The sequence below is a fragment of the Streptomyces sp. WMMC500 genome (assembly GCF_027497195.1).
Taxonomy (GTDB): Bacteria; Actinomycetota; Actinomycetes; order Streptomycetales; family Streptomycetaceae; genus Streptomyces.
In genome coordinates, this window is sequence record NZ_CP114905.1 from 8,572,630 (window position 1) to 8,594,637 (window position 22,008).

General features: G+C 72.9%; 23 protein-coding genes. 18 read left to right on the forward strand and 5 right to left on the reverse strand.

Translation table 11 applies throughout. The features are described 5' to 3' along the window. Window positions 1-9: 9 nt before the first annotated feature. The gene (locus tag O7599_RS36640; protein WP_281619921.1) at window positions 10-462 is read right to left on the reverse strand and encodes a DUF1801 domain-containing protein; all 453 of its coding nucleotides are present in this window, start codon (window positions 460-462) and stop codon (window positions 10-12) included. A gap of 277 nt (window positions 463-739) precedes the next feature. On the opposite strand from O7599_RS36640, the gene O7599_RS36645 reads away from it, so the two are divergent. Further along, window positions 740-1,126 (forward strand): SH3 domain-containing protein, encoded by a 387-nt coding sequence (locus O7599_RS36645; RefSeq protein WP_281619922.1) that lies wholly within the window; start codon window positions 740-742, stop codon window positions 1,124-1,126. Window positions 1,127-1,201: 75 nt separating this feature from the next. Here O7599_RS36645 and O7599_RS36650 read toward each other — a convergent pair whose 3' ends face one another. Continuing rightward, a complete protein-coding gene (locus tag O7599_RS36650; RefSeq protein ID WP_281619923.1) occupies window positions 1,202-2,230 on the reverse strand; it encodes a squalene/phytoene synthase family protein in 1,029 nt (342 codons plus the stop codon). Between the two features lie 864 nt (window positions 2,231-3,094). Here O7599_RS36650 and O7599_RS36655 point away from each other — a divergent pair. The 7 genes from O7599_RS36655 (at window position 3,095) to O7599_RS36685 (ending at window position 10,805) form a co-directional block, all read left to right on the forward strand. Continuing rightward, on the forward strand, window positions 3,095-3,700 hold the full coding sequence (locus tag O7599_RS36655; protein WP_281619924.1) for a hypothetical protein: 606 nt from the start codon (window positions 3,095-3,097) through the stop codon (window positions 3,698-3,700). Window positions 3,701-3,835: 135 nt separating this feature from the next. Beyond that, entirely contained in the window at window positions 3,836-4,474 is a 639-nt protein-coding gene (locus O7599_RS36660; protein ID WP_281619925.1) for a superoxide dismutase family protein, read from the forward strand. 17 nt (window positions 4,475-4,491) lie between these two features. Then, complete coding sequence (locus tag O7599_RS36665; protein WP_348652582.1) at window positions 4,492-5,394, forward strand: DUF3152 domain-containing protein; 903 nt, start codon at window positions 4,492-4,494, stop codon at window positions 5,392-5,394. A gap of 211 nt (window positions 5,395-5,605) precedes the next feature. Next, window positions 5,606-7,078, forward strand: coding sequence for an AMP-binding protein (locus O7599_RS36670; RefSeq protein ID WP_281619926.1), 1,473 nt, complete (start codon window positions 5,606-5,608; stop codon window positions 7,076-7,078). Between the two features lie 72 nt (window positions 7,079-7,150). Continuing rightward, on the forward strand, window positions 7,151-7,849 hold the full coding sequence (locus O7599_RS36675) for a transglutaminase-like domain-containing protein (protein WP_281619927.1): 699 nt from the start codon (window positions 7,151-7,153) through the stop codon (window positions 7,847-7,849). A 170-nt stretch (window positions 7,850-8,019) separates the two neighbouring features. Further along, a complete protein-coding gene (locus O7599_RS36680; protein WP_281619928.1) occupies window positions 8,020-10,320 on the forward strand; it encodes a molybdopterin cofactor-binding domain-containing protein in 2,301 nt (766 codons plus the stop codon). A gap of 8 nt (window positions 10,321-10,328) precedes the next feature. Next, window positions 10,329-10,805, forward strand: a complete 477-nt coding sequence (locus O7599_RS36685) for a (2Fe-2S)-binding protein (RefSeq protein WP_281619929.1) — start codon at window positions 10,329-10,331, stop codon at window positions 10,803-10,805. A 10-nt stretch (window positions 10,806-10,815) separates the two neighbouring features. On the opposite strand, the gene O7599_RS36690 is transcribed toward O7599_RS36685, so the two are convergent. Beyond that, window positions 10,816-11,217: a Rid family hydrolase gene (locus tag O7599_RS36690; RefSeq protein WP_281619930.1), complete on the reverse strand. Its 402-nt coding sequence runs from the start codon at window positions 11,215-11,217 to the stop codon at window positions 10,816-10,818. Window positions 11,218-11,317: 100 nt separating this feature from the next. Between O7599_RS36690 and O7599_RS36695 the strand changes: the two genes are divergently transcribed. Continuing rightward, window positions 11,318-11,701, forward strand: a complete 384-nt coding sequence (locus O7599_RS36695; protein WP_281619931.1) for a helix-turn-helix domain-containing protein — start codon at window positions 11,318-11,320, stop codon at window positions 11,699-11,701. Window positions 11,702-11,737: 36 nt separating this feature from the next. Here the strand turns inward: O7599_RS36695 and O7599_RS36700 are convergent, their stop codons facing one another. Continuing rightward, complete coding sequence (locus O7599_RS36700) at window positions 11,738-12,121, reverse strand: VOC family protein (protein ID WP_281619932.1); 384 nt, start codon at window positions 12,119-12,121, stop codon at window positions 11,738-11,740. Between the two features lie 100 nt (window positions 12,122-12,221). Between O7599_RS36700 and O7599_RS36705 the strand changes: the two genes are divergently transcribed. Together O7599_RS36705 and O7599_RS36710 are read left to right on the forward strand one after the other, a co-directional pair. Continuing rightward, the gene (locus O7599_RS36705) at window positions 12,222-12,497 is read left to right on the forward strand and encodes a hypothetical protein (RefSeq protein ID WP_281619933.1); all 276 of its coding nucleotides are present in this window, start codon (window positions 12,222-12,224) and stop codon (window positions 12,495-12,497) included. A gap of 77 nt (window positions 12,498-12,574) precedes the next feature. Beyond that, on the forward strand, window positions 12,575-12,886 hold the full coding sequence (locus O7599_RS36710) for a hypothetical protein (protein WP_281619934.1): 312 nt from the start codon (window positions 12,575-12,577) through the stop codon (window positions 12,884-12,886). Window positions 12,887-13,700: 814 nt separating this feature from the next. Here O7599_RS36710 and O7599_RS36715 read toward each other — a convergent pair. Then, a complete protein-coding gene (locus O7599_RS36715) occupies window positions 13,701-14,816 on the reverse strand; it encodes a methyltransferase (RefSeq protein ID WP_281619935.1) in 1,116 nt (371 codons plus the stop codon). Between the two features lie 185 nt (window positions 14,817-15,001). Here O7599_RS36715 and O7599_RS36720 point away from each other — a divergent pair, with 185 nt between their 5' ends. From O7599_RS36720 to O7599_RS36750, 7 genes are all read left to right on the forward strand, one after another. After that, on the forward strand, window positions 15,002-16,243 hold the full coding sequence (locus O7599_RS36720; protein WP_281619936.1) for a transposase: 1,242 nt from the start codon (window positions 15,002-15,004) through the stop codon (window positions 16,241-16,243). A gap of 103 nt (window positions 16,244-16,346) precedes the next feature. After that, window positions 16,347-17,120: a 2,3-dihydro-2,3-dihydroxybenzoate dehydrogenase gene (locus tag O7599_RS36725; protein WP_281619937.1), complete on the forward strand. Its 774-nt coding sequence runs from the start codon at window positions 16,347-16,349 to the stop codon at window positions 17,118-17,120. Window positions 17,121-17,171: 51 nt separating this feature from the next. Beyond that, window positions 17,172-17,996 (forward strand): enoyl-CoA hydratase, encoded by an 825-nt coding sequence (locus O7599_RS36730; RefSeq protein WP_281619938.1) that lies wholly within the window; start codon window positions 17,172-17,174, stop codon window positions 17,994-17,996. 79 nt (window positions 17,997-18,075) lie between these two features. Further along, window positions 18,076-18,510 carry a pyridoxamine 5'-phosphate oxidase family protein gene (locus O7599_RS36735; RefSeq protein ID WP_281619939.1) on the forward strand — a complete coding sequence of 145 codons (435 nt, stop codon included), beginning with the start codon at window positions 18,076-18,078 and terminating at the stop codon, window positions 18,508-18,510. A gap of 90 nt (window positions 18,511-18,600) precedes the next feature. Continuing rightward, complete coding sequence (locus O7599_RS36740; protein WP_281619940.1) at window positions 18,601-19,161, forward strand: SRPBCC family protein; 561 nt, start codon at window positions 18,601-18,603, stop codon at window positions 19,159-19,161. Window positions 19,162-19,175: 14 nt separating this feature from the next. Continuing rightward, complete coding sequence (locus O7599_RS36745) at window positions 19,176-20,753, forward strand: class I adenylate-forming enzyme family protein (protein ID WP_281619941.1); 1,578 nt, start codon at window positions 19,176-19,178, stop codon at window positions 20,751-20,753. Between the two features lie 10 nt (window positions 20,754-20,763). Next, on the forward strand, window positions 20,764-21,993 hold the full coding sequence (locus O7599_RS36750; RefSeq protein WP_281619942.1) for an FAD-dependent monooxygenase: 1,230 nt from the start codon (window positions 20,764-20,766) through the stop codon (window positions 21,991-21,993). Window positions 21,994-22,008 lie beyond the last annotated feature (15 nt).

Sequence of the window (22,008 nt, forward strand, 5' to 3'; positions counted from 1 at the left end):
CCCCGCCGGTTAGCTGACGGCCTGCTTCACCAGCGCCGCGATCCGCGCCTCCACCTCGTCCGTCACCTCGGTCAGCGCGAAGCCCGCGGCCCACATCGTGCCCTCGTCGAGGTTCGCCAGATCGCTGAACCCGAGGGTCGCGTAGCGCGTGTTGAACTTCCCGGCGCTCTGGAAGAAGCAGACGACCTTGCCGTCCCGTGCGTACGCGGGCATGCCGTACCAGGTCTTCGGCGCCAGCTCCGGCGCCGTGGCCGTGACGACCGCGTGGACGCGCTCCGCCATCGCCCGGTCCGCGTCCCCCATCTCCGCGATCTTCGCGAGCACGTCCCGGACCGCCTCCGCCGCCTTGTCCGCCCGCGACCCGCGGCGCGCCGCCTTCTTCTGCTCCCGGGCGTGCTCCTTCATCGCGGCCCGCTCCTCGGCCGAGAACCCCTCGTATCCGCCCGCCTCGCTCGTTCCCATGATCACTCCTGTTCCGGAATCCGCACCGCCCGGTCCTTCGCCGGGCCGGTCACGGTGCGCACAGCCTCGCCCCGAGGAGCCACGGAGCGCCTCCGTGCCGACCACGGAATCCGCCACGGACGCACGCAGCCGCGGCCCGCGGCCGAGACCGGATTGGGCTGGACGGGGGGCAGTTGGGTGTGTCTGACCGTAATAGGGCGGTGCCGCCACCGGCTTCTCCTACGGTTCTCACGTTCCTCCCCGCTCTGGTGCTCAGCACCGCGAAAGGAGATCCCCGATGTCGATCCGAAAGGCCGCCGCCGCCCTGGTGGCCACCGCCGCCCTGACCCTCGGTGCGCTCGCCACGACGCCCTCGCTCGCCGCGGCCGACCCCGAGGGCGGGCAGGCGCAGGCGGCGCCGGTCGCCGCCGAGGCGAACCACTACCCCTACCGGGGCAGGGTGCTCGGCAACAGCGTCGTCTACAAGCGGGCCGCGCCGACGACGCGCAGCGACATCCTCGGATGGGCCAAGTCCGGGACGATCGTCCGTATCCAGTGCAAGGTGATCGGCCAGAACGTCCTGGGCAACAACAGGTGGTACCGCGTGCCCGTGCGCGGCGGCTACGGCTACATGTCGGCCCGCTACGTGCTGAACCTGGACCAGATTCCCTTCTGCCGGCGGTGACCCCGCCGCGGCTCACCCCCGCCGCACGCCACGCCCGGCCGGCCCACCGGCCGGGCGTTCGCGCGCGCCACGGCCCTACGCGCGCCGGCCGTTCCCGCCCGTGCGCTGCGCGGGGGTGCGCGGAATCCGGTGGGGGTGCACGCGGCGGTGCCGGAGGGTGCGCAGGTACGAGCACGCCGTGGTGCCGCCGGCGCGCGCCGCGGACAGCAGGCGGGTGCTGCGGCGGCGCCGGAAGATGTCGTAGTCGTCGCGGATCAGCTCGGACAGCACCGTACGGCCCAGCTCAAGGCACTGCCGCGGCAGTTCCTGCCCGGACGGGTGGACGTGGCGGTGCCAGCCGTCCGCGAGCCGGAAGAAGCGCCGGACGCGGTCGGCCTCGAAGCGGACGGCCTCTTTCAGGGGCGGGGTCATCTGCTGACGAGCGGCCGCGGTGGCGAGGTCGTCGCGGCTCAGCCCGTGGCGTTCGAGGTCGGCGAGGGGGAGGTAGACCCGGCCCAGGGCCGCGTCTTCTGCGATGTCGTCGAGGAACTCCAGCATGGAGACGCCGTAGCCGAGGGCGACGGCCTTCACGGTGGCCTCGTCGTCCACCGGTTCGAGCAGGGTGTTGACCTCGATGCTCATGTCCCCGCTGACGGAGCGCAGGTGCAGCTCCAGATCCTCGAACGTCGCGTACGCGCAGGTGTCCTGGTCCGAGCGCAGGGTCCGCAGGAAGCGCCGGATGCCCTCCGGATCCATGTCCCAGGTGCGTACCGTGTGGGCCAGCGCCCGGCAGATCAGCACCGCCTCCGCGGTCACGGGACCGGCGCCCGTGCCGGCGGTCGCCGCGGCACCCCGGTCGAGACGGCGCAGCGCCTCGTGCCGCAGCGCGTCGAACCGCTCGGCGCGCTCGTGCAGGCTGTGCGCGCGGGTGTCGAGGACGGCGTCCGCGTACCCGCGGAAGGCGAGCACCGCGTCGTAGTACGGGCGCTTGCCGGGCGGCAGCAGGAAGCGAACCACGGGGAACGCCGCGGAGTTGCGGCGCCTCAAGTACCGTCCGCAGGCGGCGTACGCGGCCTCGGTCTCCCTGCCGCGCAGCCCGGCGGCGGCCAGTTCATGGGCGAACACTCTGCACCTCCCGGCCCGGCCGCCAAGTGCCCCAGGTCCGCCTCGACCTGGGCCCGCGAGGGCTCCGCGCCCCGAAACCGCACTACTGGACCGCCCCGTTGACTACCCATAGTGCTCATCAACATACGAAGAGTGATTGTGCGTGCGCCAAGGCGCCCCCCGCGGTACGCCTGCGCCCCCGACTGCGCCGATCCGCCGCCCCAAGCGGGCCAACCGCCGTGCGTCACGGCGTCGTTCGCGGCGGCAGGTGCCGTCGGAGTCCCCGGGCCGCTTGATCGGGCGTAGCGGATCTCCGACTCCGTGGTCTGGAAGTCGGACACGTGGGGGATCCAGTTGGGAGGGCCCGGCGTCGAGGTGAACCTCGACTCGCGGCTGCTGCTTCTTCCCTGCGAGCCAGGCGCCGAGAAACGGTCGTGATCACGGCACGGACAGCCGCCCCCGTTCACCCGGACGGGGTACGTGCGCCGAAAGCCGTACCGGAGCGCCCGCATCGCCTCTGAGCTGCGCCGACATGCAAATCCGTGCGCGGCGCGGCTGGTGTCACGGTCCGTACCGGAGGGGCATGGATATGCACCGGACGGAACTCACCGCTTTCCTCGAATCAGCGCAAGTCCCTTCCGCCGCGCCAGGATGCCGCACCCGCCGAGCCGGGGTGAAGCCTCCGTGCGGTACTCGCCGGGCTTGACCCCCTCCGTGGGCAGAGAGCGCCGACACCGGCGGGTGCCGCACGGAGTTCACTGCGCCGATGCGGTGACGTACGCCGTGGCGCGGCCGGACAAGGGCTCGGATGACGCATGCGAAAAGTAGGTTATGTAGCTAATCATCCACTATGCGCATGTGAGCGATGGGGCCATGAAGAAACTCATGAAATTCCTTGACCTGCCGCTGGTTCAGCGGTTTCTGGGCAACCGCTGGGCGATCGGAGCCGCGTGCGCCCTCATGGTGGTGACGGGCGTGGTGGCCGCCATGCTGACGACGGGCGGGCCGGAGCCGGTCAGCGACGCCAAGTCGGCGGTACGGGACACCGCGGCCGAGGCCGCACAACCCGGAAAGCCGGCTGAGACGCCGGCCGGGAAGCCGGCCGAGACGCAGCCCCGCGGGAAGGAGGCCGCGGAACCGCAGAGCCGGCCGCAGGAGTCGGCGAAGCGCGGCGAGCAGCCGCCCGCGGTCTCCGGCCGCGACCACCGCTCGCCGCACCGCTCCTCCGGCCACGGACACCGGCTCCGCACCTCGTTCGACAACGGCACGGTCTTCGTCGGCGGGGCCGTCGCCCCGGGCACGTACGCGACGCGGGGCTCCAACGGCGAGCCCGGCGGCTGCCGGTGGGCGCGGCTGGCCGACAACGGCGGCGAGCTGGTCCCGATCATCAGCGGCTCCACCTCGGGGCCGACGCACCTCACGGTCCACCACGGCGAGTACGTCCGGAGCAACGGCTGCCAGACCTGGAGCCGCACGCACCACCGCAAGTAGCGCTCCCCCCGGGGCCTCGTCCACCTTCCGCGTCACCCGAATGCCACGCGCGTACGACACGACTGCCGGCCGCGTCACCGGGCATGGTGAGGGCGTACGTGCAGCGCGTGAAGAGGCGGGCGAGGAGTGGTGGCGATGCAGACGGTGGCCGGAGCGGTGAGGACGGCGAAGGCGGGGGCGCGGCGCCGGGCCAGGGCGGCGCTCGCCGCGGTGCCCGCGGCTGTGGCGCTGCTGGCGACGGGGGCGGCCGGCCCCGCCCCGGCGGTCGCCGCGGCGGGCGAAGGACCCGATGTCGTCGCGCGCGAGGCGCACTTCGTGCCGCCGGAGAACGCCGAGCCCGACGACGGGCTCACCTACGACCCGACGCTGGTGCCCGCGGGTGCGGGCATCACCGTGGTCGAGGTGGCCCGGGACGGCAGGACGAGCGTCCGGATGGGCCTGAGCGGCCTGCTGCCGAACCGCACGTACGGCGCACACGTCCACACCAAGCCGTGCGGCCCCGACCCGGCCGCAGCCGGGCCGCACTACCAGAACGAGGCGGACCCCGTGCAACCGTCCGTCGACCCCGCGTACGCCAACCCCGAGAACGAGGTGTGGCTCGACTTCACCACCGACCGCCTGGGCAACGCCTACACCTCCGCGCGGCAGGACTGGCGGTTCCGGCCGGGCGAGGCGCGGTCCGTCGTGGTGCACGAGCACGCGACGATGACGCACCCCGGCGGGGCCGGCATGGCGGGCGCGCGGCTGGCGTGCCTGTCGGTGCCGTTCGAGTAGCGGGGGAGTGGGCAGGGGTGGCCGGTCGTACGCGCGCGTCGATGCGCCTCGCGGCGGGCGCCGTGGCGTTCGCGCTCCTCGGCGCCGCCGGGGTCGTGGCCTGGCTCTTCGCGCTCCCCCCGAGCCTCGTCCCCGACGCCCTGCGCGCCCACGCTCCGCAGGGCGCCGCCGCGGACGACGCTAAGCCGCCGCCACCCGTCCTGGTGCGCCAGCGCGCGTCGGGCTTCCAGGTGCCGTACCGCGCGCCGGCCGCCGGGCTGCCGCACAGCTCCGGCTTCGCCGTCGGCGGCTCGGTGGACGTGCCCGCACTCGGGGACCTGATGTACCGGCGGCGAATGGCGGAGACGTACCCGGTCCCCGCCGGGCTGGACGGCCCCGGGACGTTCGCGACCGTGCCGGGCCACGACCCGGCCCCGGGCGCGGGCCGGGTGGTGCGCTACCGCGTCGACGTCGAGGACGACGTGCCACTGGACGGCCGGCTGTTCGCCCGGGCCGTACAGGAAACCCTCAACGACGAGCGGGGCTGGGGCGAGGCCGGCCTGCGGACCTTCGAGCGCGTCTCGACCGGGCCGGCCGACTTCGCCGTCACCCTCGCCAGCCCCGGCACGACGGGGGAGTGGTGCGCCATGTCGGGCTTCGACACCACCGTCGACAACGTCTCGTGCGACTCCGGCAGGACCGAGCGTGTCCTCATCAACGCCTTCCGGTGGGCCCAGGGCTCGACGACCTACGGCGACGACATCCTGCGCTACCGTCAGATGCTCATCAACCACGAGGTGGGCCACCGGCTGGGGCGCCTGCACGCGCACTGCGCGCGGGAGGGGGCACTCGCGCCCGTCATGATGCAGCAGACGCTCTCCCTCACCACCGACGGCGCCAGGTGCGAGACGAACCCCTGGCCGCATCCGCACCGCGGCTGACCCGACACGAGTTCGTCGCGCTCACCCGATCAGCGCACCGCCGCGTGCGCCCCCCGGGAGTCCCCCGCGGCGGATCGACGTGGCGCGTACGGCAGCCGAAGGCTCCTGCCGGCGGAACGGACAGCGTCGTTCGAGATGCGGCAAGCCGCGATCCGTTCCCATCCTGGGTGCGGCGGACAACCCGTCGAACAGGAATGTGGAGGACTCCCGCATGGCTCTCCCGCTGGCCGAACGGATAGCCACGGCCGCGCGCCGGCACCCGGAGAGCACCGCCCTGTTCTGGCAGGGCCGCGCGGTGTCGTACCGGGACCTGCTGGCGATGGCCCGCGCCGCGGAGAAGAACATGGCCGCGCTCCGTATCCCGGACGGGACTCCCGTCGCCGTCGTCGCCGCGAAGTCGCCCGAGACCATCGCCGTCATGCTCGCCTGCATGCGCGCCGCGAGGCCGGTGCTGGTGCCCTCCGCGGACGTGGCGGACAAGCCGCTGCGCAAACTCCTCGCCGACACCGGCGCCCTCGTACTCCCCGACCCGTGCGCCCTCACCGCCGGCACGGCGGGGCCGGCGGTCGCCGGAAGGCCCGCCGAAGGCAGGGTGCCGGACGGCACCGCCCTGATCCTCACGACCTCCGGATCCACCGGGTTCCCCAAGGCGGTGCCCCTGCCCGCCGCGGCGATCGGCGCCTTCGCGGAGTGGGCCGCGGCGACGTTCGGCATCCGCGCGGACACGTCCGTACTGAGCTACGCGCCGCTCAACTTCGACCTCAGCCTGCTCGACGTCTGGACCACCCTCGCCCACGGCGGCCGGGTCGCCCTGGTGGAGCAGGACCGCGCCGCCCACCCCGGACACCTGCTCGCGCTGCTGCGGCAGTGCCCCGTGCACGTGGTCCACGGCGTGCCGATGCTTTACCAGCTCCTGGCAGCGGCAGAAAAGCACGCCAGCGGCGACGAGTTCGCACCGGTCGGGGAGGTCCTCGTCACCGGCGACGCGCTGTCGCCCGGCGGCCTCGCCGCGCTGTCCGGCCTCTTCCCCCGGGCACGCATGCACAACGTCTACGGCTGTACGGAGACAAACCACACCTTCGTCCACGAGATGGACCCCGCCGGCGACGTCGGCCGCTACGGCGCCGTGCCGATCGGCCGCCCCGCCGAGGGCGTCGGCGCGGACATCCTCGCCGAGGACGGCAGCGTCCTCGCGGGCCCCGGGCGCGGTGAGCTGATCGTCACCTCCCCCTTCCAGACCAGCGGCTACCTCGACCCGGTGCACCACGCCAAGGCGTTCGTCGGCCACCCCGACGGCACCACCCCCGGCCCGTACTACCGCACCGGGGACCTGGTGACCCGCCACCCCGACGGCGTGCTCACGCTCGACGGCCGCAGCGACTTCATGGTCACCGTCCGCGGCACGCGCATCAACACCGCCGCCGTCGAAGGCGCGCTGCGCTCGCACCCCGAGGTGGCGGACGCCGTGGTCGTCGCGCTGCCCGACGAGCGGACCGGCAGACGGCTGCACGCCGTCGTGCACCGTGCCGCCGGGTCCCTGCTCAACAGCCTGCGGCTGCGCGAGCACGTCGCGGCGGAGCTGCCGCGCGCCGGCATCCCCAGCGGCATCCAGTTCGTCGACGCGCCGCTGCCGCGCACCGCCACCGGCAAGATCGACCGTCGCACCGTGGCGAACAGCCTCTGAGCGCGGACCCCGCCTCACCCGCCCTCCGCGCCCCCGGCCCCGGGGCGCGCCGCTGAGCACCGGAGAACACCGATGACGACGACAGACCTGGAAGGCAGCCTCGCCCCCACCGAGTTCCTGAACTCCGACGACCCCGACGTCCGCGACTTCGTGCGCCGCACGCTGCCGCGGGGCGGGCTCGACAGCAGGGACGCCGCCGTACGCCTCTACTACGCGGTGCGCGACGGCGTCGACTACGAGGTCTACGGCGTGGACCTGTCCCGTACCGGCGTCACCGCCGCGCAGGTGGCCCGTACCGGCAAAGGCATGTGCGTCCACAAGTCCGTGCTCTACGCCGCCGCCCTGCGCGCCGCCGGCATCCCCGCGCGGCTCGTGCTCACCGACGTGCGCAACCACCTGTCGTCGCCCGCGCTGCGCGCGCGGGTCGGCGGGGACGTCATCCGCTACCACACCTCGACCACCGTCCACCTCGACGGCACGTGGGTGCGCGCGGCCCCCGTCTTCAACCGGCTGCTGTGCCGCCTGTACGGCGTGCGTCCCCTCGGCTTCGACGGCAGAACCGACAGCGTCCACCGCCCGCACGACGACGGAGCCCGCCACCTGGAAGTCGTCCGCGAGCACGGCGAGTTCGACGACCTGCCCTACGAGCGGCTCATCGACGGCATGCGCCGCGCCCACCCCGGCATCTTCGCCGAGCCCGGCAGCACCCGGCTGGTCACCGGCTCGCTGCTCGCCCCCGCGATCTGCCGCACCGCCACATGCCGACGCTGATCGACGCCTGCCCGTCCCACGGCATCGCACCGTTCGTCGCGATCACGCGCGCCCGGATCTCTCCTCTCACGGGCAGCGCCCCGGCCGTACCTTCTGGTAACTTCCCCACCGCGGGCGACCAAGGGCCCGCGGCGAAGGCACGTGGCCCACCCGGCGGAAGGAGCCGGACGATGACCGGACCGAACGGCGCACGGCCACACGACGGACCGGCCCGGCGCCGGTTTCTCGGCTACGTACTGGCCGCCCCCACCCTCGTGGCCGCCGCCCAGCTCGTGCCCGCCCCCGTGGCCGGCGCCAAGCCCGCCTCGCCGGACCTCACCGAACTCGTCGACCTCAGCGACGTTCTGACGGCCGCCGCCCTGCCCACCTCGGGGCTCATCACCGTCGAGGTCGAATCCGACGGCACCGTCTCCTTCGCCCTGCCCCGTGCCGAGGTGGGACAGGGCATCACCACCTCCACCGCCATGCTCATCGCCGAGGAACTGGCGGTGCCGCCCGAGCGGGTACGGGTGACGCTGGCGGAAGCCCGCCCCGAGCTGCTGTTCAACCAGCTCACCGGCGCCTCCAACACCACCGTCGCCACCTACACCCCGATCCGGGTCGCCGCCGCCGTCGCCCGCCACCGGCTGCTCACCGCCGCCGCGGCCGAACTGGGCTCGCCCGCGGCGCACCTGACGTTGCGCGACGGTGTCGTCCGCGACCGCACCGGCGCCACCGTCGACATCGGCACCCTCGCCCCCAAGGCCGCCGCCACCCGCTCCCAGCCGGTCGAGGTCCGGCTCACCGCCCGCGAGAACTTCACCGTCATCGGCCGGCCCCACAACCGCGTCGACGCCCGCGACGCCGTCACCGGCCGCAAGAAGTTCGCCATGGACCTCGACATCCCCGACGCGAAGCCCACGATGGTCTGCCGCCCGCCGACCATCAACGGCAAACCCGGCGCCGTCGCCAACCTCGCCGACGTCGCCGCCATGCCCGGCGTCACCGACGTCGTGCCGATCGACACCGGCGTGGCCGTGCGCGCCGAGACCTTCGGCCAGTGCATCGACGCCGTACGCGCGCTGCGCGTCGACTGGCACCCCGGCACCGCCGAGGGCAAGTCCGACGAGACCGTACTGCGCGAACTCGCCGCGGCCGAGCCGCCGATGGGACTGCCCCCGCTCACGCCCCACGTGGAGGCCACGTTCACCTTCCACTTCCGCAGCAACAGCGCCCTGGAGCCCAACTGCGCCGTCGCCGACGTACGGGCCGACCGCGCCGAGGTCTGGTCGGCGCTCAAGTCCCCGATCGTCGCCAAGGAGGCCATCGCCGCCAAACTCGGCCTGCCCCTCGGCCGCGTCACGGTGCACGTCACCGAGGGCGGCGGATCCTTCGGGCGCAAGCTGTTCTTCGACGCCGCGCTGGAAGCCGTCGAGGTTTCCCGCAGGATCGGCAAGCCCGTCAAGCTCATGTGGCACCGGGCCGACGACTCCCGCCAGGGCCGTACGCACCCGATGGCCACCACCCGGGTGCGCGCCGACTACGCCGGCGGGGCGGTCCTCGGCTTCAAGCAGCGGCACACCAGCGTCGCCACCGACTTCGGCCACGGGCTCGGCGAGCTCCTGACCGCGATGGCCGCGCGGCTGCCCGTCGGCGACATGGGCTTCTCCCAGACGTTCTTCCACCTCAGCCAGTCGATGCCGTACGAGTTCGGTCTCGCCACCCGGCTCCTCAACGAGACCGACAAGGGCTTCAACACCGGCAGTATGCGCAACGTCTACTCGCCGGACGTCACCTGCGCCCGCGAGCTGATCGTCGACCGCCTCGCGGAGAAGACGGGCAAGGACCCGTACGAGTTCCGCCGCGACTTCCTGCGCGACGAACGCTCCCGCGCGGTCCTGGAGAAAGCCGCGGAAGCCGGCGACTGGGGCCGGCAGATGCCCGAAGGCACCGCGCAGGGCATCGCCTTCCACTCCGAGTACAAGTCGGTCAGCGCCGCTCTGGTGGAGATCGACTGCCGCCCCGAGACCGTCGGCCGGCCCATCCGCGACGGCGTCACGGGACCGCGCGTCACCAAGGCCGTCTTCGCCGTCGACGTCGGCCTCACGGTCAACCCGCGCGGGCTCGAAGCGCAGATGATGGGCTGCCTGATGGACGGCATCGCGCTGGCGCTGACCTCAAGCCTCCACCTGCGCGACGGCCACTTCCTCGAAGCCAGTTGGGACAACTACTTCTACACCCGTCAGTGGAACACCCCACCCGAGCTGAAGATCATCGTCATGCCCGACACCTCCGACGAGCCCGGCGGCGCGGGGGAGCTGGGGGTCGCCGCGTCGATGGCCGCGGTCGCCTGCGCGTACGGGCGCGCGACCGGGACGATGCCCACCGTCTTCCCGATCAACCACGGCACGCTCTCCTTCACCCCCAAGCCGACCGTCCCGCCCATCCCCGCTTCCCCGACCGACGGCCTGGACCAGGCCCGCCGAGGCTAGGAGACCCCGTGCCCGAGCACACCTTCCGCGTCAACGGCGAGCAGGTCACCGTCGACGTGGCCGACGACGTGCGCCTGCTCTGGGTGCTGCGCGACATCCTCGGGATCAACGGACCGAAGTACGGCTGCGGCATCAACGTCTGCAAGGCGTGCACGAGCCACCTGAACGGCAAGGCGGTCAACCCCTGCGCGATCCCCGTCGGCGACCTGGCCCCGACCGACGAGGTCACCACCATCGAGGGCCTCGCGGACACGGTCGCCGAGGATCTGCACCCCATGCAGCAGGCGTGGCTCGACCACGACGTCGTCCAGTGCGGCTACTGCCAGCCCGGCCAGATCATGGCCGCCGTGGACCTGGTGCGCCGCGTCGCCGCGGAGGGCCGCGAGATCACCGACGACGACCTCGACGGCCTGCGCAACATCTGCCGCTGCGGCACCTACGTCCGTATCCGCCAGGCCATCAGGGCGGGCGCCGAACGCATGTGACGCCAGGCACTCAGGCGGGCAGCCGGGTGTCCACGACGACGGCGATCTCGACGAGCTGGCCGGGGAAGGCCAGCTCGCTGACGCCGACGACGGTGCTGACGGGGCGGTGGGCGCCGAAGTACGCGAGATTCCCCGCGGAGATCGCCGCGGCGTTCTGCCCCAGGTGCACCCCGTACACGGTCTGCGAGACGATCTGGTTGCGGGTGGCACCGTAGTGCCCGAGAACCCTGTCGAGATTGACGTACGTCAGGTCGAGCTGCGCGGCGCAGTCGTCCGCGTACGCGAACTCGCCCGTCTCGTCGAACGCGACCTGCCCGGCGACGTGGATCAGCTCGCCGGACCTGATCGCCTGCGCGTAGCCGAACTCGTTCTCCGGTGCCACGCCGTGCGTGAAGGCGTCGATGGCGGCCATGGTGAAGGTCCTTCCCCGTGCTCTCTTGCGGTTACTCGGAAACTGTAAGAGAGTGAACGCTGACCTGGAAGAACGCACTCTTCGGTAACTGAGGAACCAGATGGTGACCAAGCAGGAACTCAAGGGTCTCCCCGAGGACGCGGACCTCAGGCGCGCGGATTCGCTGGCGCGGGAGGTCTTCTCCGACGTCGCCAACAAGTGGGCGCTGCTGATCATCGAAGCGCTCGGCGAACGGACCCTGCGCTTCGGCGAGCTGCGCAAGGAGGTCGAGGGCGTCAGCCACAAGATGCTCACGCAGAACCTGCGCACGCTGGAACGCGACGGCCTGGTCGACCGGAAGGTCTACCCCACGGTGCCGCCGCGGGTCGAGTACACCCTGACCGCGCCGGGCCGGGCCCTGCGCGCCACGGTCGACGCCATGTGCGACTGGACGCAGCGGTACCTGACCCACATCGAAGACGCACGCGGACGCTTCGACGCCTGACCGGCGCGGCCGGGGCCCGCGAGGGCCCAGGGGGCCTCACCCGAGGGGCTGTACCCGGGTGCGCAGCAGGCAGAACTCGTTCCCTTCCGGGTCCGCCAGCGGGTACCAGCTCTCCTCGCCCGTCTGGCCGACGTCGGCGTGGGTGGCACCGAGGGCGAGCAGCCGCTCCAGCTCCGCCTCCTGGTCGCGGTCGGTGGCGTTGACGTCGATGTGCAGGGGGAGCTTTCCCTTCCGCGGATCGCTGCTCGCGCTCAGCACGAGCGTGGGCTGAGGCCCGCCGAAGCCCGCGTCGGGCGGTCCGATCTCGATGACGCCCTCCTCCCGGTCGAGCTCGACGTAGCCCAGGACCTCGCTCCAGAACGCGGCGAGCCGTTCGGGATCGGCGCAGTCGATGACCAGTTCTGTGATGCGGCATGCCATGCCCGCAGCATACGGGCACCCCCGGCGGGCTCGGCGCGGGCGGACGAGCCGGTCGGCCGCGCAGGGCCGGACTGTCAGTGGCGGCTGAGAGGCTGGGGGCATGGACAGGGACGAGGAGTTGCTGCGCGGCCGGGTCTACGGCACGGAACACGACGACCCGCACCCGGGCCCGCGACCGGGCCGGGACTACGCCGAGCTCGTCGGCGGCCCGCTGGACGGGCTGCTGCTCGACATCACCGGCTGGAGCGCGCGGGAGACCGCCGCCGGCGCGGCTCTGCCCACCGAGCTGGGACGCTTCGGCGCCGGCGGCCGCGCCACGTACGCCCCCGTGCCGGGCGCTCCGGGACGCTGGGCGTGGGCGGGCGACATAGCCTGAACCCCGGTGTGGCCGGGCTGACTTCGGGAACCGGAATCCAGCCTGGTGCCGCGTGTGCCCGACGTAGGGTGCCGCGTATGAAAATCTTCGGATGGGTGCTGTTCGTCTGCGGCCTGTACTTCCTCGTGCAGGGATTCGTGATGCCGATGATCGCCGAGCGGTCGGACGTGGAGAACATCGAGTTCCAGCAGATTCGCGAGTCCAGTTCGTACCTGGGCATCGGCCTCATGATCGGCGCGGTCGCCTGCGGCGTACTGGACAGGAGCCCCGGCGGCTCGGCGCAGCGTGCCGCGCAGCAGCCCCCGTCGTACCCGGCCCAGCAGCCCTACGGAGCCCCGCCGCCCCCGCAGCAGCCGCACGGCGGCTGGGGCCCGCCGCCCGCGGGTTGACAGCGGAGGCACGGGGGTGGATCACCCGGCCCTGCCGCACCCTCGCTCGGGGCCGTAGACGGCGCCGTACGAGGAACCGGGGGTCGTCCTGCATGGCCACATGGCTGCCCCCGCCCGGGATCAGCAGGACGCCGCAGCGGTCCGCGCCGCGCCGCGGGGAGCCGGCGTAGTAGACGGCGTCCGGCTCCCGGTCGAGCACGTCGCCGAGCACCGCGGCCGGCGACGCGGCGCTCCGCGGCACCACCCGCGGGTGCACCTCGATGTCCACCAGACCGACGGTCTTGTACGCCAGGTGGCCTTCCTCCCACGCGAACTCGCCCGCCGCCCGGTCGATCACCATGCCCATCCGGCGCACGCCCTCGGCCTGGAGCATCAGCGCGGCGGGCAGGCTGGTGGTGCCGTAGGTCGGCACGGTCTGCAGGAGGGAGCGGCGGGCGGCGGCACGGTCCTCCGGCGCCTTCGCGGGGTCGGCGTCGAGCGCGGACGTCGGCGCCGGGCTCGCACCGCCCTTCTCCGCCCCCGGGCCACCACCGGACGGGTCGCCGCGGATCCGTCGCCGCCGTCGCCGCCGGTGCAGCCCGCGAGGGCGAGCACGGCGGCGAGCAGCACGGACCCGGCGTACCCCACAGGCAGTCGTCGCACGAGTCTCCCCCACCCCTGACCTGACGCAGCTCTCCCCGTCCCCCGGTAGCGGATCGTAGGGCGCCGGTCCACACGGTGTCAGCACGCGTCTGTACGGATCGGGCAACACCGAGCGAACGAGACAACGTGCCCGGGGCCGCGTGCCCGGGACTGCGCGCTCCAGAAGGTGCGTTCAGCAGGGCACGGCCTCCAACGCGGCGAACGGCGGGGGGAGCGGGGTGAGCGCGGCGGGGGCGAAGCCGGCGCGCGTGCAGAGGTGTTCGAGCTCGGCGCGGGTACGGACGCGCCCGCCGGTGTTGACGAGCATGTTCAGGTCGGACAGGTACGCGCCGGGCGGGACGGTGCCGTTCACGGTCGGCGGGAGGACGGGCTCGACGATCAGCAGACGGCCGTCGCCGGGCATGACCCGGCGGCACTGCTCCAGGATCGTCACGCAGCGGTCGTCCTCCCAGTCGATGACGACGCTCTTGAGCAGGTAGAGGTCGCCGCCGGAGGGGACGCCGGCGAAGAAGTCGCCGGCGTGGACGGTGCAGCGGTCGGCCACGTGCTCGCGGGCGAGCGTGGCGGGGGCCTCGGCGACGCCCTCGGCCGTGTCGAAGAGCATGCCCTGCACCGCGGCGTGCCCGCGCAGGATCGCGGCGAGCAGCGTGCCGTCGCCGCCGCCCACGTCCACGACCGACTTGAAGCGGCCGAAGTCGTAGGCCGCGGCCAGCCCCGCCGCGGCGACGCTCGTGCCCTGGCTCATCGCCGCGTTGAATTCCGCGGACTTCTCCGGGTTCTGCCTCAAGTAGGTGAAAGAGTCCACCCCGAAGGCGGCCTCGAACGACGGGGCGCCGCTCCGCACGCTGTCCGACAGGTGTTCCCAGCCGCTGAGCACCACGGGGTCGGTGAACATCCGCACGAAGGCGGCCATGGAGGCGGTGCCGGACGGCGACCCGGCCCCGCCGTCGCACAGCAGGGCGCCGGCCGGGGCGAGCGCGAAGTGGTCGGGGGCGGTCTCGGTGAGAAGCTGCAACGAGGCCATGGCGCGCAGCAGTCGGAGCGTGGCCCGGGGGTCGGTGCCGAGGTCCGCGGCGACGTCGGCCGCCGCCCGGGCCCCGTCGCCTGCGCCGGCCGCCGCGCGGCCGCCGTCGCCGCGGCCGAAGCGGTCCAACACGCCCAGCCGCAGGGCCGTCCCCACCACCCGCGCGGCCAACTGACCGAAGACCAGCCTGGTCAGGTGGCCCCGGGCAGCGTCGATCTCCTCCTGGCTCGCGGTCACCGTGGTCTCCTCCGTCTTCGGCGTCACCGGACGTTTCTCATTGTCACCCGGGCACCGGTAATCCGCTTAGTACATACACGTTGACAATAATCTGCTCATTGACGATCAAACCGCAAGGAAACTATAAATTGTTCGGCCTCGGGGTCACCTCCTGGGCACTGCCTGCTGAGCCGGTTTTCATCGTGCCGAGAGTGACGAGGAGTGTGCCCGAAATGAGTGAACTGGGAAATCCGCAACCCGCTAGACGATTAACCGCCGATACGGCTCTTCCGGGTGATCTTCCGCTCGACCTGCTGCACTCTCTATTCGAGTCCTTACCCCGCGCCGATCAGCGGCGCACCGGCGTCGATTACGTCCTCGGCCTCCTGCACACACCCGGGCGGAAGTCGGCGCGTAACATCGCGACCCTCCTCGGCGGCCGGGGAGGGGATCAGAGCCTGCACCACTTCATCAACCAGTCGACCTGGGACTGGCGGCCGGTGCGCCGGGCGCTCGCGGCGCACCTGCTGTCGCGCGTCTCCGTGGCGGCGTGGGTGGTGCGCAGGACGCTGATCCAGAAGGTCGGTGAGCACTCGGTCGGGGTCCACCGCACCTTCGTCCCGGCTGTGGGGCGCGTGCTCAACGCCCAGCAGGCCGTCGGCGTGTGGGCCGCCTGCCGGGAGGGGAGCGGCCCCGTCGACTGGGAGCTGCGGCTCCCCCGCGGCTGGCTCGACGACGACCTGCGCCGCAGACGGGCGTCGATACCCGACAGCGCGGTGCCCGAGACGTACGCGGAGCAGGTCGCCCGGCAGTGCCACGCGGTCGTAGAGGCGTCGGGCCTGCACGACCGCCCGGTCGTGCTGGACGCACGGGAGATGAACCTGGGCACGGTCTTCCGCCGGCTCGTCCGTGCGGGCATCCCCGTGCTGGCACGCGTCGACGGGTCCGTGCCGCTGGTGATCGCGGACCCGGCGCTGACCGGGCACCGCAGCGCGCCCCGCATGACCGCGCGCGAGGCCGTCCGGGCGGCCAAGGGGACGGGAAGCCCTGCCCGTTGGCGCGACCCCGGCGCGCCCGGGGGAGTACGCGCTGGGCAGTTGGCGAGCGTCGTCGTCAGGCCCGCGGACGGCGTCGGCGAATGGTCCGGGGAGCTGAGCACCCTGACCCTCATGGGCCTGATCGAGCGCGGCCGGCAGGAGGCGGAGCAGCTGTGGCTGACCGACATCCGCACCGCGCACCCCGCGTCCCTGCTCGGGCTCTGCGCGCTGCTGGAACGCGTCGAGTACGACTACGCCGCCACCGCGAAGAGCGTCGGCATCGAGGACTACGCCGGCCGGTCGTTCTGCGGCTGGCACCGCCACATGACCCTCGCGTCGGTGGCCCACGCCGTGTCCCTGCCGTCGACTGCGGTGACAGTTCCTCCTGGCCGGGTGAGCCCTGAGGATCAGCGCGCCGTAACCGCTTGCCACACCTGACGAAGTACGTCGGACGCGCGTTGACGCCCCGCATGCCGAGGTCAAGGGTTGGGAGCGTTTGGACCCGCGCGAGCCGCACTCTCGCAGAAGGGGGACGGGCACTATGGAGGGCAGAGTCGCCCTGGTCACCGGAGCAGCCGGCGGCATCGGCGCGGCCGTCGCCGGCGAGCTCTGCCGGCGCGGCGTGACCGTGGCCGCGGTGGACTGCGACGCCGGCCGGCTGGCGCGGACGGTGGAGAAGCTGAACGCGGACGGTCTGAGCGCCGAGGCGTTCTCGGTCGACATCGCCAGCCGGACCCAGGTGGAAGCCGGGGTCGCCGCGGTGGAGGACCGCCTGGGGGAACTGGACTTCCTCGTGAACACCGCCGGCGTGTTGCGGATGGGCGAGGTCCGGGATCTGACCGACCAGGACTGGGAGACGACGTTCGCTGTGAACGCCACCGGCGTCTTCCTGATGTCGCGCGCCGTCGCGGCGCGCATGGTGCCGCGACGGCGCGGCTCGATCGTCACCGTGGCCTCGAACGCCGCCAGCACGGCGCGTACGCGCATGGCCGCCTACGCCGCATCGAAGGCCGCGGCGACGATGTTCACCAAGTGCCTGGGTCTTGAGGTCGCCCGCTACGGGATCCGCTGCAACCTGGTGGCCCCCGGGTCGACGGACACCCCCATGCTCGTGGGCATGGGGAACGGCGGCGAGGCCGAGAAGACGAGCATCATCGACGGCATCCCGGCGGACTACAAGGTGGGCATCCCGCTGCGGAAGCTGGCCCGGCCCTCGGACGTCGCCGACGCCGTCGTCTTCCTGCTCTCCGACCGCGCGGGACACATCACCATGCAGAGCCTCACCGTCGACGGCGGCGCCACCCTGGGCGGTTAGCACATCGCGGAAGGAGCCGGTGGGGCGGGCAAGGACAGAGAGGAGCGAACGTTGACCGACGGACAGCCACTGCTGCAGAGCCGGGACGGCGGCGTGCTGACGCTGACGCTGAACCGGCCGCACCGCAAGAACGCGATCAACCGAGACATGTGGGCCTCGTTGGGCGAGGCCCTGACCACGGCCGCGAACGACCCGGAGGTGCGCGCGCTGGTGCTCACCGGCGCGGGCGGCGCGTTCTGCGCCGGCCTCGACCTCACCGGCGGCGAGCCGGGCGGCCATCCGCTCGACGTCTCCGGCCGCGGGCCGGGTGCGCATCCGCTGGACGAGATACGCCGGGCCAACGAGATAGCCCTCCGGCTGCACCACCTGCCGTTCCCCGTGGTGGCGAAGGTGACGGGCGTCGCCGTCGGCGCGGGCTGGAACCTCGCGCTCGGCTGCGACCTCGTGGTCGCCACGCCCGAGTCGCGCTTCTCGCAGATCTTCGTCCGCCGCGGCATATCCGTCGACTTCGGCGGCTCCTGGCTGCTGCCGAAGCTGGTGGGCCTGCAGCAGGCGAAGCGGCTCGTGCTGCTCGGCGAGATGATCGACGCCGCGGAGGCGCACCGTCTCGGCCTGGTCACCTGGGTGGTGGCCGAGGAGGAGATCGACACCTTCGTCGGCGATCTGGGCCGCCGGCTGGCTGCCGGCCCGCCGGTCGCCATGACGCAGAGCAAGGCGCTGCTGAACGAGGGCGCGGACCGTACGCTGAGCGACGCGCTTGCGGGCGAGGCGCGCGCCCAGACGGTCAACTTCGCCACCGCAGACGCCCACGAGGGCATCGCGGCTTTCCTCGACGGGACGGATCCGGTATTCACCGGCGAGTGGGCCGTGAAATGACCGGATATCGCGGCTGCCCCGTGCGCCTGTGGGTATCTTGCTGCCGCCCCACCCCACCTATTCCACCAGAGGAGTTGAGTTGTCGACGAAGATGACGGTCGACGAGCGCGAGGCGTTTCTCGCCGATCTGCATATCGGTGTGCTGTGCGTCGCCGACGCCGACGGACGGGGTCCGCTTCAGGTACCGATCGGATACGATTACGAGCCCGGCGGCGACATCCGGATATCCACCAAGGTCACCAGCCGGAAGCTCCAACTTGCGCGCGCCGTGGGCCGGGTCGGATTCCTCGTGCAGAGCGAGGTGTTCCCGTATCGGTACGTATCCGTCGAGGGCCCGATCGTGGTCGACGAGCCGACGGATCCCGAGGAGCACCGGATGCGCTCGATCCGGTACCTCGGTGAGGAGATGGGCCAGAGGTACTGCGAGGCCGTCAAGCCCACCATGTCCCAGATGGTGACGCTCGGCATCCGCCCCGAGCGCTGGCGCACCTACGACGCCGGCAAGGGCATGTGACGCACCGGCGCCGGGCGGGTCGTCGGCCGACTTGACGGATCCGTCCGGAATTCGTTGACCTGCTCACCGCCGCTGGCGACGCTGCCAGTCATGACCGACACCCCGATGAAGGTTGGCTCCCTCTTCGACGTCCGCGCCGAGGTCCGGATCGCGGCGCCGCCCGACGAGGTGTACGCCACGGTGAGCGACCTCCCCCGCTGCGGCGCGTGGAGCGAGGAGTGCAACGGCGGTGAGTGGATCTCCGGCGCGCCCGCCACGGTGGGCGCCGTCTTCCGGGGAGAGAACCACCGCAGCCCCGACGTGGTCGCCTGGGCCCCGGTGGTGCGCGGCGACTGGACCACCGAGGCCGAGGTCGTCGCCGCCGTGCCCGGGCGCCGCTTCGGCTGGGCCATGCGCGACCGCGCCGGGCGGCGCCAGCAAAGCCTGTGGACGTACGAGATCGAGGCCGCTCCGCCCGACGGGGAGCAGCCGGCGGGCTCCCTTCTCGTCCACCACTTCTGGATGGGCCGGGCGACCGAGGGAATCCGCGGCATCACCGCGGCCATGTCCGAGGCGGAGAAGAAGGAGTTCTTCTCCGCCTGGGCCGCCAAGCTCGAAACCGAGATGGCGGCGACCGTCCGGCGCCTCAAGGGCGTCATCGAGAAGGTCTGAGGGGTGGCGGCGAGATGTTCCTGCAGCGCATAGGAAACCGCGGGCTGCGGCTGGGCACGCTCTTTGAGCGCGCGGCGGCGCGGCACCCGGCGAACCTGATGATCCTCGACCATGACCTCGACATCGCGCCGGAGCTCGGCCGCCGGGCGACCGTGGCCGAGACGGCGGACCTGGTCGCGGACTGCGCCTCCCGGCTCCGCCGGGCCGGCATCCGCGCCGGCGAACACGTGGTGGTCCACAAGTCCGACGGCTTCGACATCATGCTGCTGGCCTGTGCCGTGAACCGGATCGGGGCGGTGCCGGTGCTGTTGTCCCCCGCGCTCGACGGCGCGACGGCCACCAAGCTGGTACGCCGGGCCGGCCGGCCCCATCTGATCACCGACCGGGCGAAGCTGGACGCGGAGCTGCCCGCCGCCGTCTTCGAGCTGACCCGCACCGTCGTGCTGACCTCGGGCCACCACCCCGGCGCCGTACGGCTGGCGGACCTCGCCGGCGGCCCGCCCGCCCGCGCCGTCGCCGTGCCGGCGGACCGGCCGATGCTCATCACGCACACGTCCGGCACCACCGGCACGCCCAAGCTGGCCGTGCACACGGCGCGCAGCATGCAGGCCCGCTACCGCCCGCAGCGCGCGGCCATCGCCCCGTTCGTCCGCGGGCGCGAGACGGTGGCGATCCACGTCTCGTTCGTGCACTCGCGGCTGGTCACGGCGCTGGCCATCTCCCTGTTCGGCGGCCACCCGGTGGTCGTGCTGCGGGACGGGGAGCCGGCGCACACGGCCGATCTGTTCGCGCGGCTGCGCCCCGGCATCCTGGAGGCGCACCCCAACTCGTTCATGAGCTGGGAGCACCTGGCGGACGACCCGCGCGGGCCGCTGGCCAACGTCAAGCTCTTCAGCAGTACGTTCGACGCGATCCACCCGCGTACCGTGCACCGCCTGCTGAGGGCCTCGCGCCGTACGCGGCCGCTGTTCGGGCAGATCTACGGGCAGAGCGAGGTCGGCCCCGCCCTGATGCGCGCCTTCACCCGCAACCGCGCGGCGGACGCGGACGGCCGCTGCGTCGGCATGGGGGTTCCCGGGATGACCGGGGCCCGCGTCGTCGGCCGGGGCGGCCGGCCGCCGTCGGCGGAGAACCCCGGGTTCATCGAGGTGCGCAGCGACGGCCGGATCGTGACGTACCTGGGCGAGCAGGAGCGCTACGCGGAGCAGCTCACCGACGGCTGGTGGCGGATGGGCGACGTGGGCTACCGGACCAGGTGGGGCTGCATCCACCTGCTCGACCGGGAGGTCGACGTCATCCCCGGCTTCGGCAGTAGCCTGGCCGCCGAGGACGTGCTGTTCTCCAGGCTCGACGACCTGGCCGAGGTCGTCATCGTGCCCGGCGCGGACGGCTCGCCGCCCATCCCCGTGGTGTGCACCAAGAAGGACAAGCCGCTCGACCCGGATGCGTGGCGGGCCGCGGCGGAAGGGTTGCCGGCGATGGCCGACCCCGTGCGGTGGCGCCTGGAGGACCTGCCGCAGACCGCGACCCGGAAGATCAAGCGACTCGACCTCGCCAAGCTGCTGTCGGCCGCGACCGACCACCGCGAGTAGGAGGCCCGGCATGGCGAGGATGGTCATCGTCGGCGGCGGCATCGGCGGCCTCGCCGCCGCGCTCGCCGTCGCCGCCCGCGGGCACCGTGCGGTCGTGCTGGAGCGCGGGGAGTTCGCCGAGCTCGGCGCCGGCATCCAGCTCGCGCCGAACGGGATCCACGCGCTCGACCGCCTGGGGCTCGGCGGGGAGGTGCGCGAGCGCGGCGTGCACATCGACGAGCTGCGGTTCATGGACGGCGTGACGGGCGAGCACGTGACGAGTCTGCCGCTGAAGGGCGCGTACCGGCGCCGGTTCGGCAACCCGTACGTCGTCGTGCACCGGGGGGAGCTGTACGGACTGCTGCTCGCGGCGTGCCGGCGCGCGGAGGGGGTCGAGCTGCGCGCCGGCAGCGCCGTCGTCTCGTACCGCCAGGACGGTGCGACCGCCGCGGTGCGGCTGAGCACCGGCGAGGAGGTCGCGGGCGACGCGGTGATCGGGGCCGACGGCATCCACTCGGCGGTCCGGCGGCAGCTCGTCGGCGACGGCGAGCCGCGCGTCTCGGGCATCACGGTGTACCGGACGGTCATCCCGATGGAGCGGGTGCCGGTCGAGCTGCGGTGGAACGCCGTGACCTGGTGGGCCGGGCCGGGCTGCCACTTCGTGCACTACGCGATAGCGGGGGGCCGCTTTCTGAACCTCGCGCCGAGCGTCGAGAACGGCGCCACCGAGGCGTTCGCCGGTGTGCCCGCGCGCAAGGAGGAGGTGCGGTCCGCCTTCGCCTCGCTGAGCGAGGTCGCGCAGCGGCTGCTGGCGCTGGGCGAGGAGTGGAAGTCCTGGGTGCTGATCGACCGGGACCCCGTGGATGTCTGGAGCGACGGCCGGGTGGCGCTCCTCGGCGACGCGGCCCATCCGATGCTCCACTACGCCGCCCAGGGCGCCTGCCAGGCGCTGGAGGACGCGGTGCTCCTCGGCGACCTCCTCGACGCCGGCACGGAGGCCATCCCCGGGCAACTGGCGGCGTACAACGCGCGGCGCCGCGACCGCACCGCCCGCATGACGCGCCTCGCCCGGGACAGCACCCGGCTGTGGCACCCGGCCGGCGAGGCGGCCAGGGCGCGGAACGCGATGCTGTCCGCGCTCACCGCGACGGAGCTGCACGACCGGGTGGCATGGATGCACGGCGCACGGGAGTTCGGCGGCACCGCGCCCCCGCATGGGGCGGACGCGGCCCGCGACCTGACAGACGCAGGATCGGCGTAAGGGCGGGACGGGCGT

Coding starts and splice junctions, on each gene's coding strand:
- O7599_RS36640 (WP_281619921.1), bottom strand. CDS start 462: ATGGGAACGAGCGAGGCGGGCGGATACGAGGGGTTCTCGGCCGAGGAG.
- O7599_RS36645 (WP_281619922.1), top strand. CDS start 740: ATGTCGATCCGAAAGGCCGCCGCCGCCCTGGTGGCCACCGCCGCCCTG.
- O7599_RS36655 (WP_281619924.1), top strand. CDS start 3,095: ATGAAATTCCTTGACCTGCCGCTGGTTCAGCGGTTTCTGGGCAACCGC.
- O7599_RS36660 (WP_281619925.1), top strand. CDS start 3,836: ATGCAGACGGTGGCCGGAGCGGTGAGGACGGCGAAGGCGGGGGCGCGG.
- O7599_RS36670 (WP_281619926.1), top strand. CDS start 5,606: ATGGCTCTCCCGCTGGCCGAACGGATAGCCACGGCCGCGCGCCGGCAC.
- O7599_RS36675 (WP_281619927.1), top strand. CDS start 7,151: ATGACGACGACAGACCTGGAAGGCAGCCTCGCCCCCACCGAGTTCCTG.
- O7599_RS36680 (WP_281619928.1), top strand. CDS start 8,020: ATGACCGGACCGAACGGCGCACGGCCACACGACGGACCGGCCCGGCGC.
- O7599_RS36690 (WP_281619930.1), bottom strand. CDS start 11,217: ATGGCCGCCATCGACGCCTTCACGCACGGCGTGGCACCGGAGAACGAG.
- O7599_RS36695 (WP_281619931.1), top strand. CDS start 11,318: ATGGTGACCAAGCAGGAACTCAAGGGTCTCCCCGAGGACGCGGACCTC.
- O7599_RS36700 (WP_281619932.1), bottom strand. CDS start 12,121: ATGGCATGCCGCATCACAGAACTGGTCATCGACTGCGCCGATCCCGAA.
- O7599_RS36705 (WP_281619933.1), top strand. CDS start 12,222: ATGGACAGGGACGAGGAGTTGCTGCGCGGCCGGGTCTACGGCACGGAA.
- O7599_RS36710 (WP_281619934.1), top strand. CDS start 12,575: ATGAAAATCTTCGGATGGGTGCTGTTCGTCTGCGGCCTGTACTTCCTC.
- O7599_RS36720 (WP_281619936.1), top strand. CDS start 15,002: ATGAGTGAACTGGGAAATCCGCAACCCGCTAGACGATTAACCGCCGAT.
- O7599_RS36725 (WP_281619937.1), top strand. CDS start 16,347: ATGGAGGGCAGAGTCGCCCTGGTCACCGGAGCAGCCGGCGGCATCGGC.
- O7599_RS36740 (WP_281619940.1), top strand. CDS start 18,601: ATGACCGACACCCCGATGAAGGTTGGCTCCCTCTTCGACGTCCGCGCC.
- O7599_RS36745 (WP_281619941.1), top strand. CDS start 19,176: ATGTTCCTGCAGCGCATAGGAAACCGCGGGCTGCGGCTGGGCACGCTC.
- O7599_RS36750 (WP_281619942.1), top strand. CDS start 20,764: ATGGCGAGGATGGTCATCGTCGGCGGCGGCATCGGCGGCCTCGCCGCC.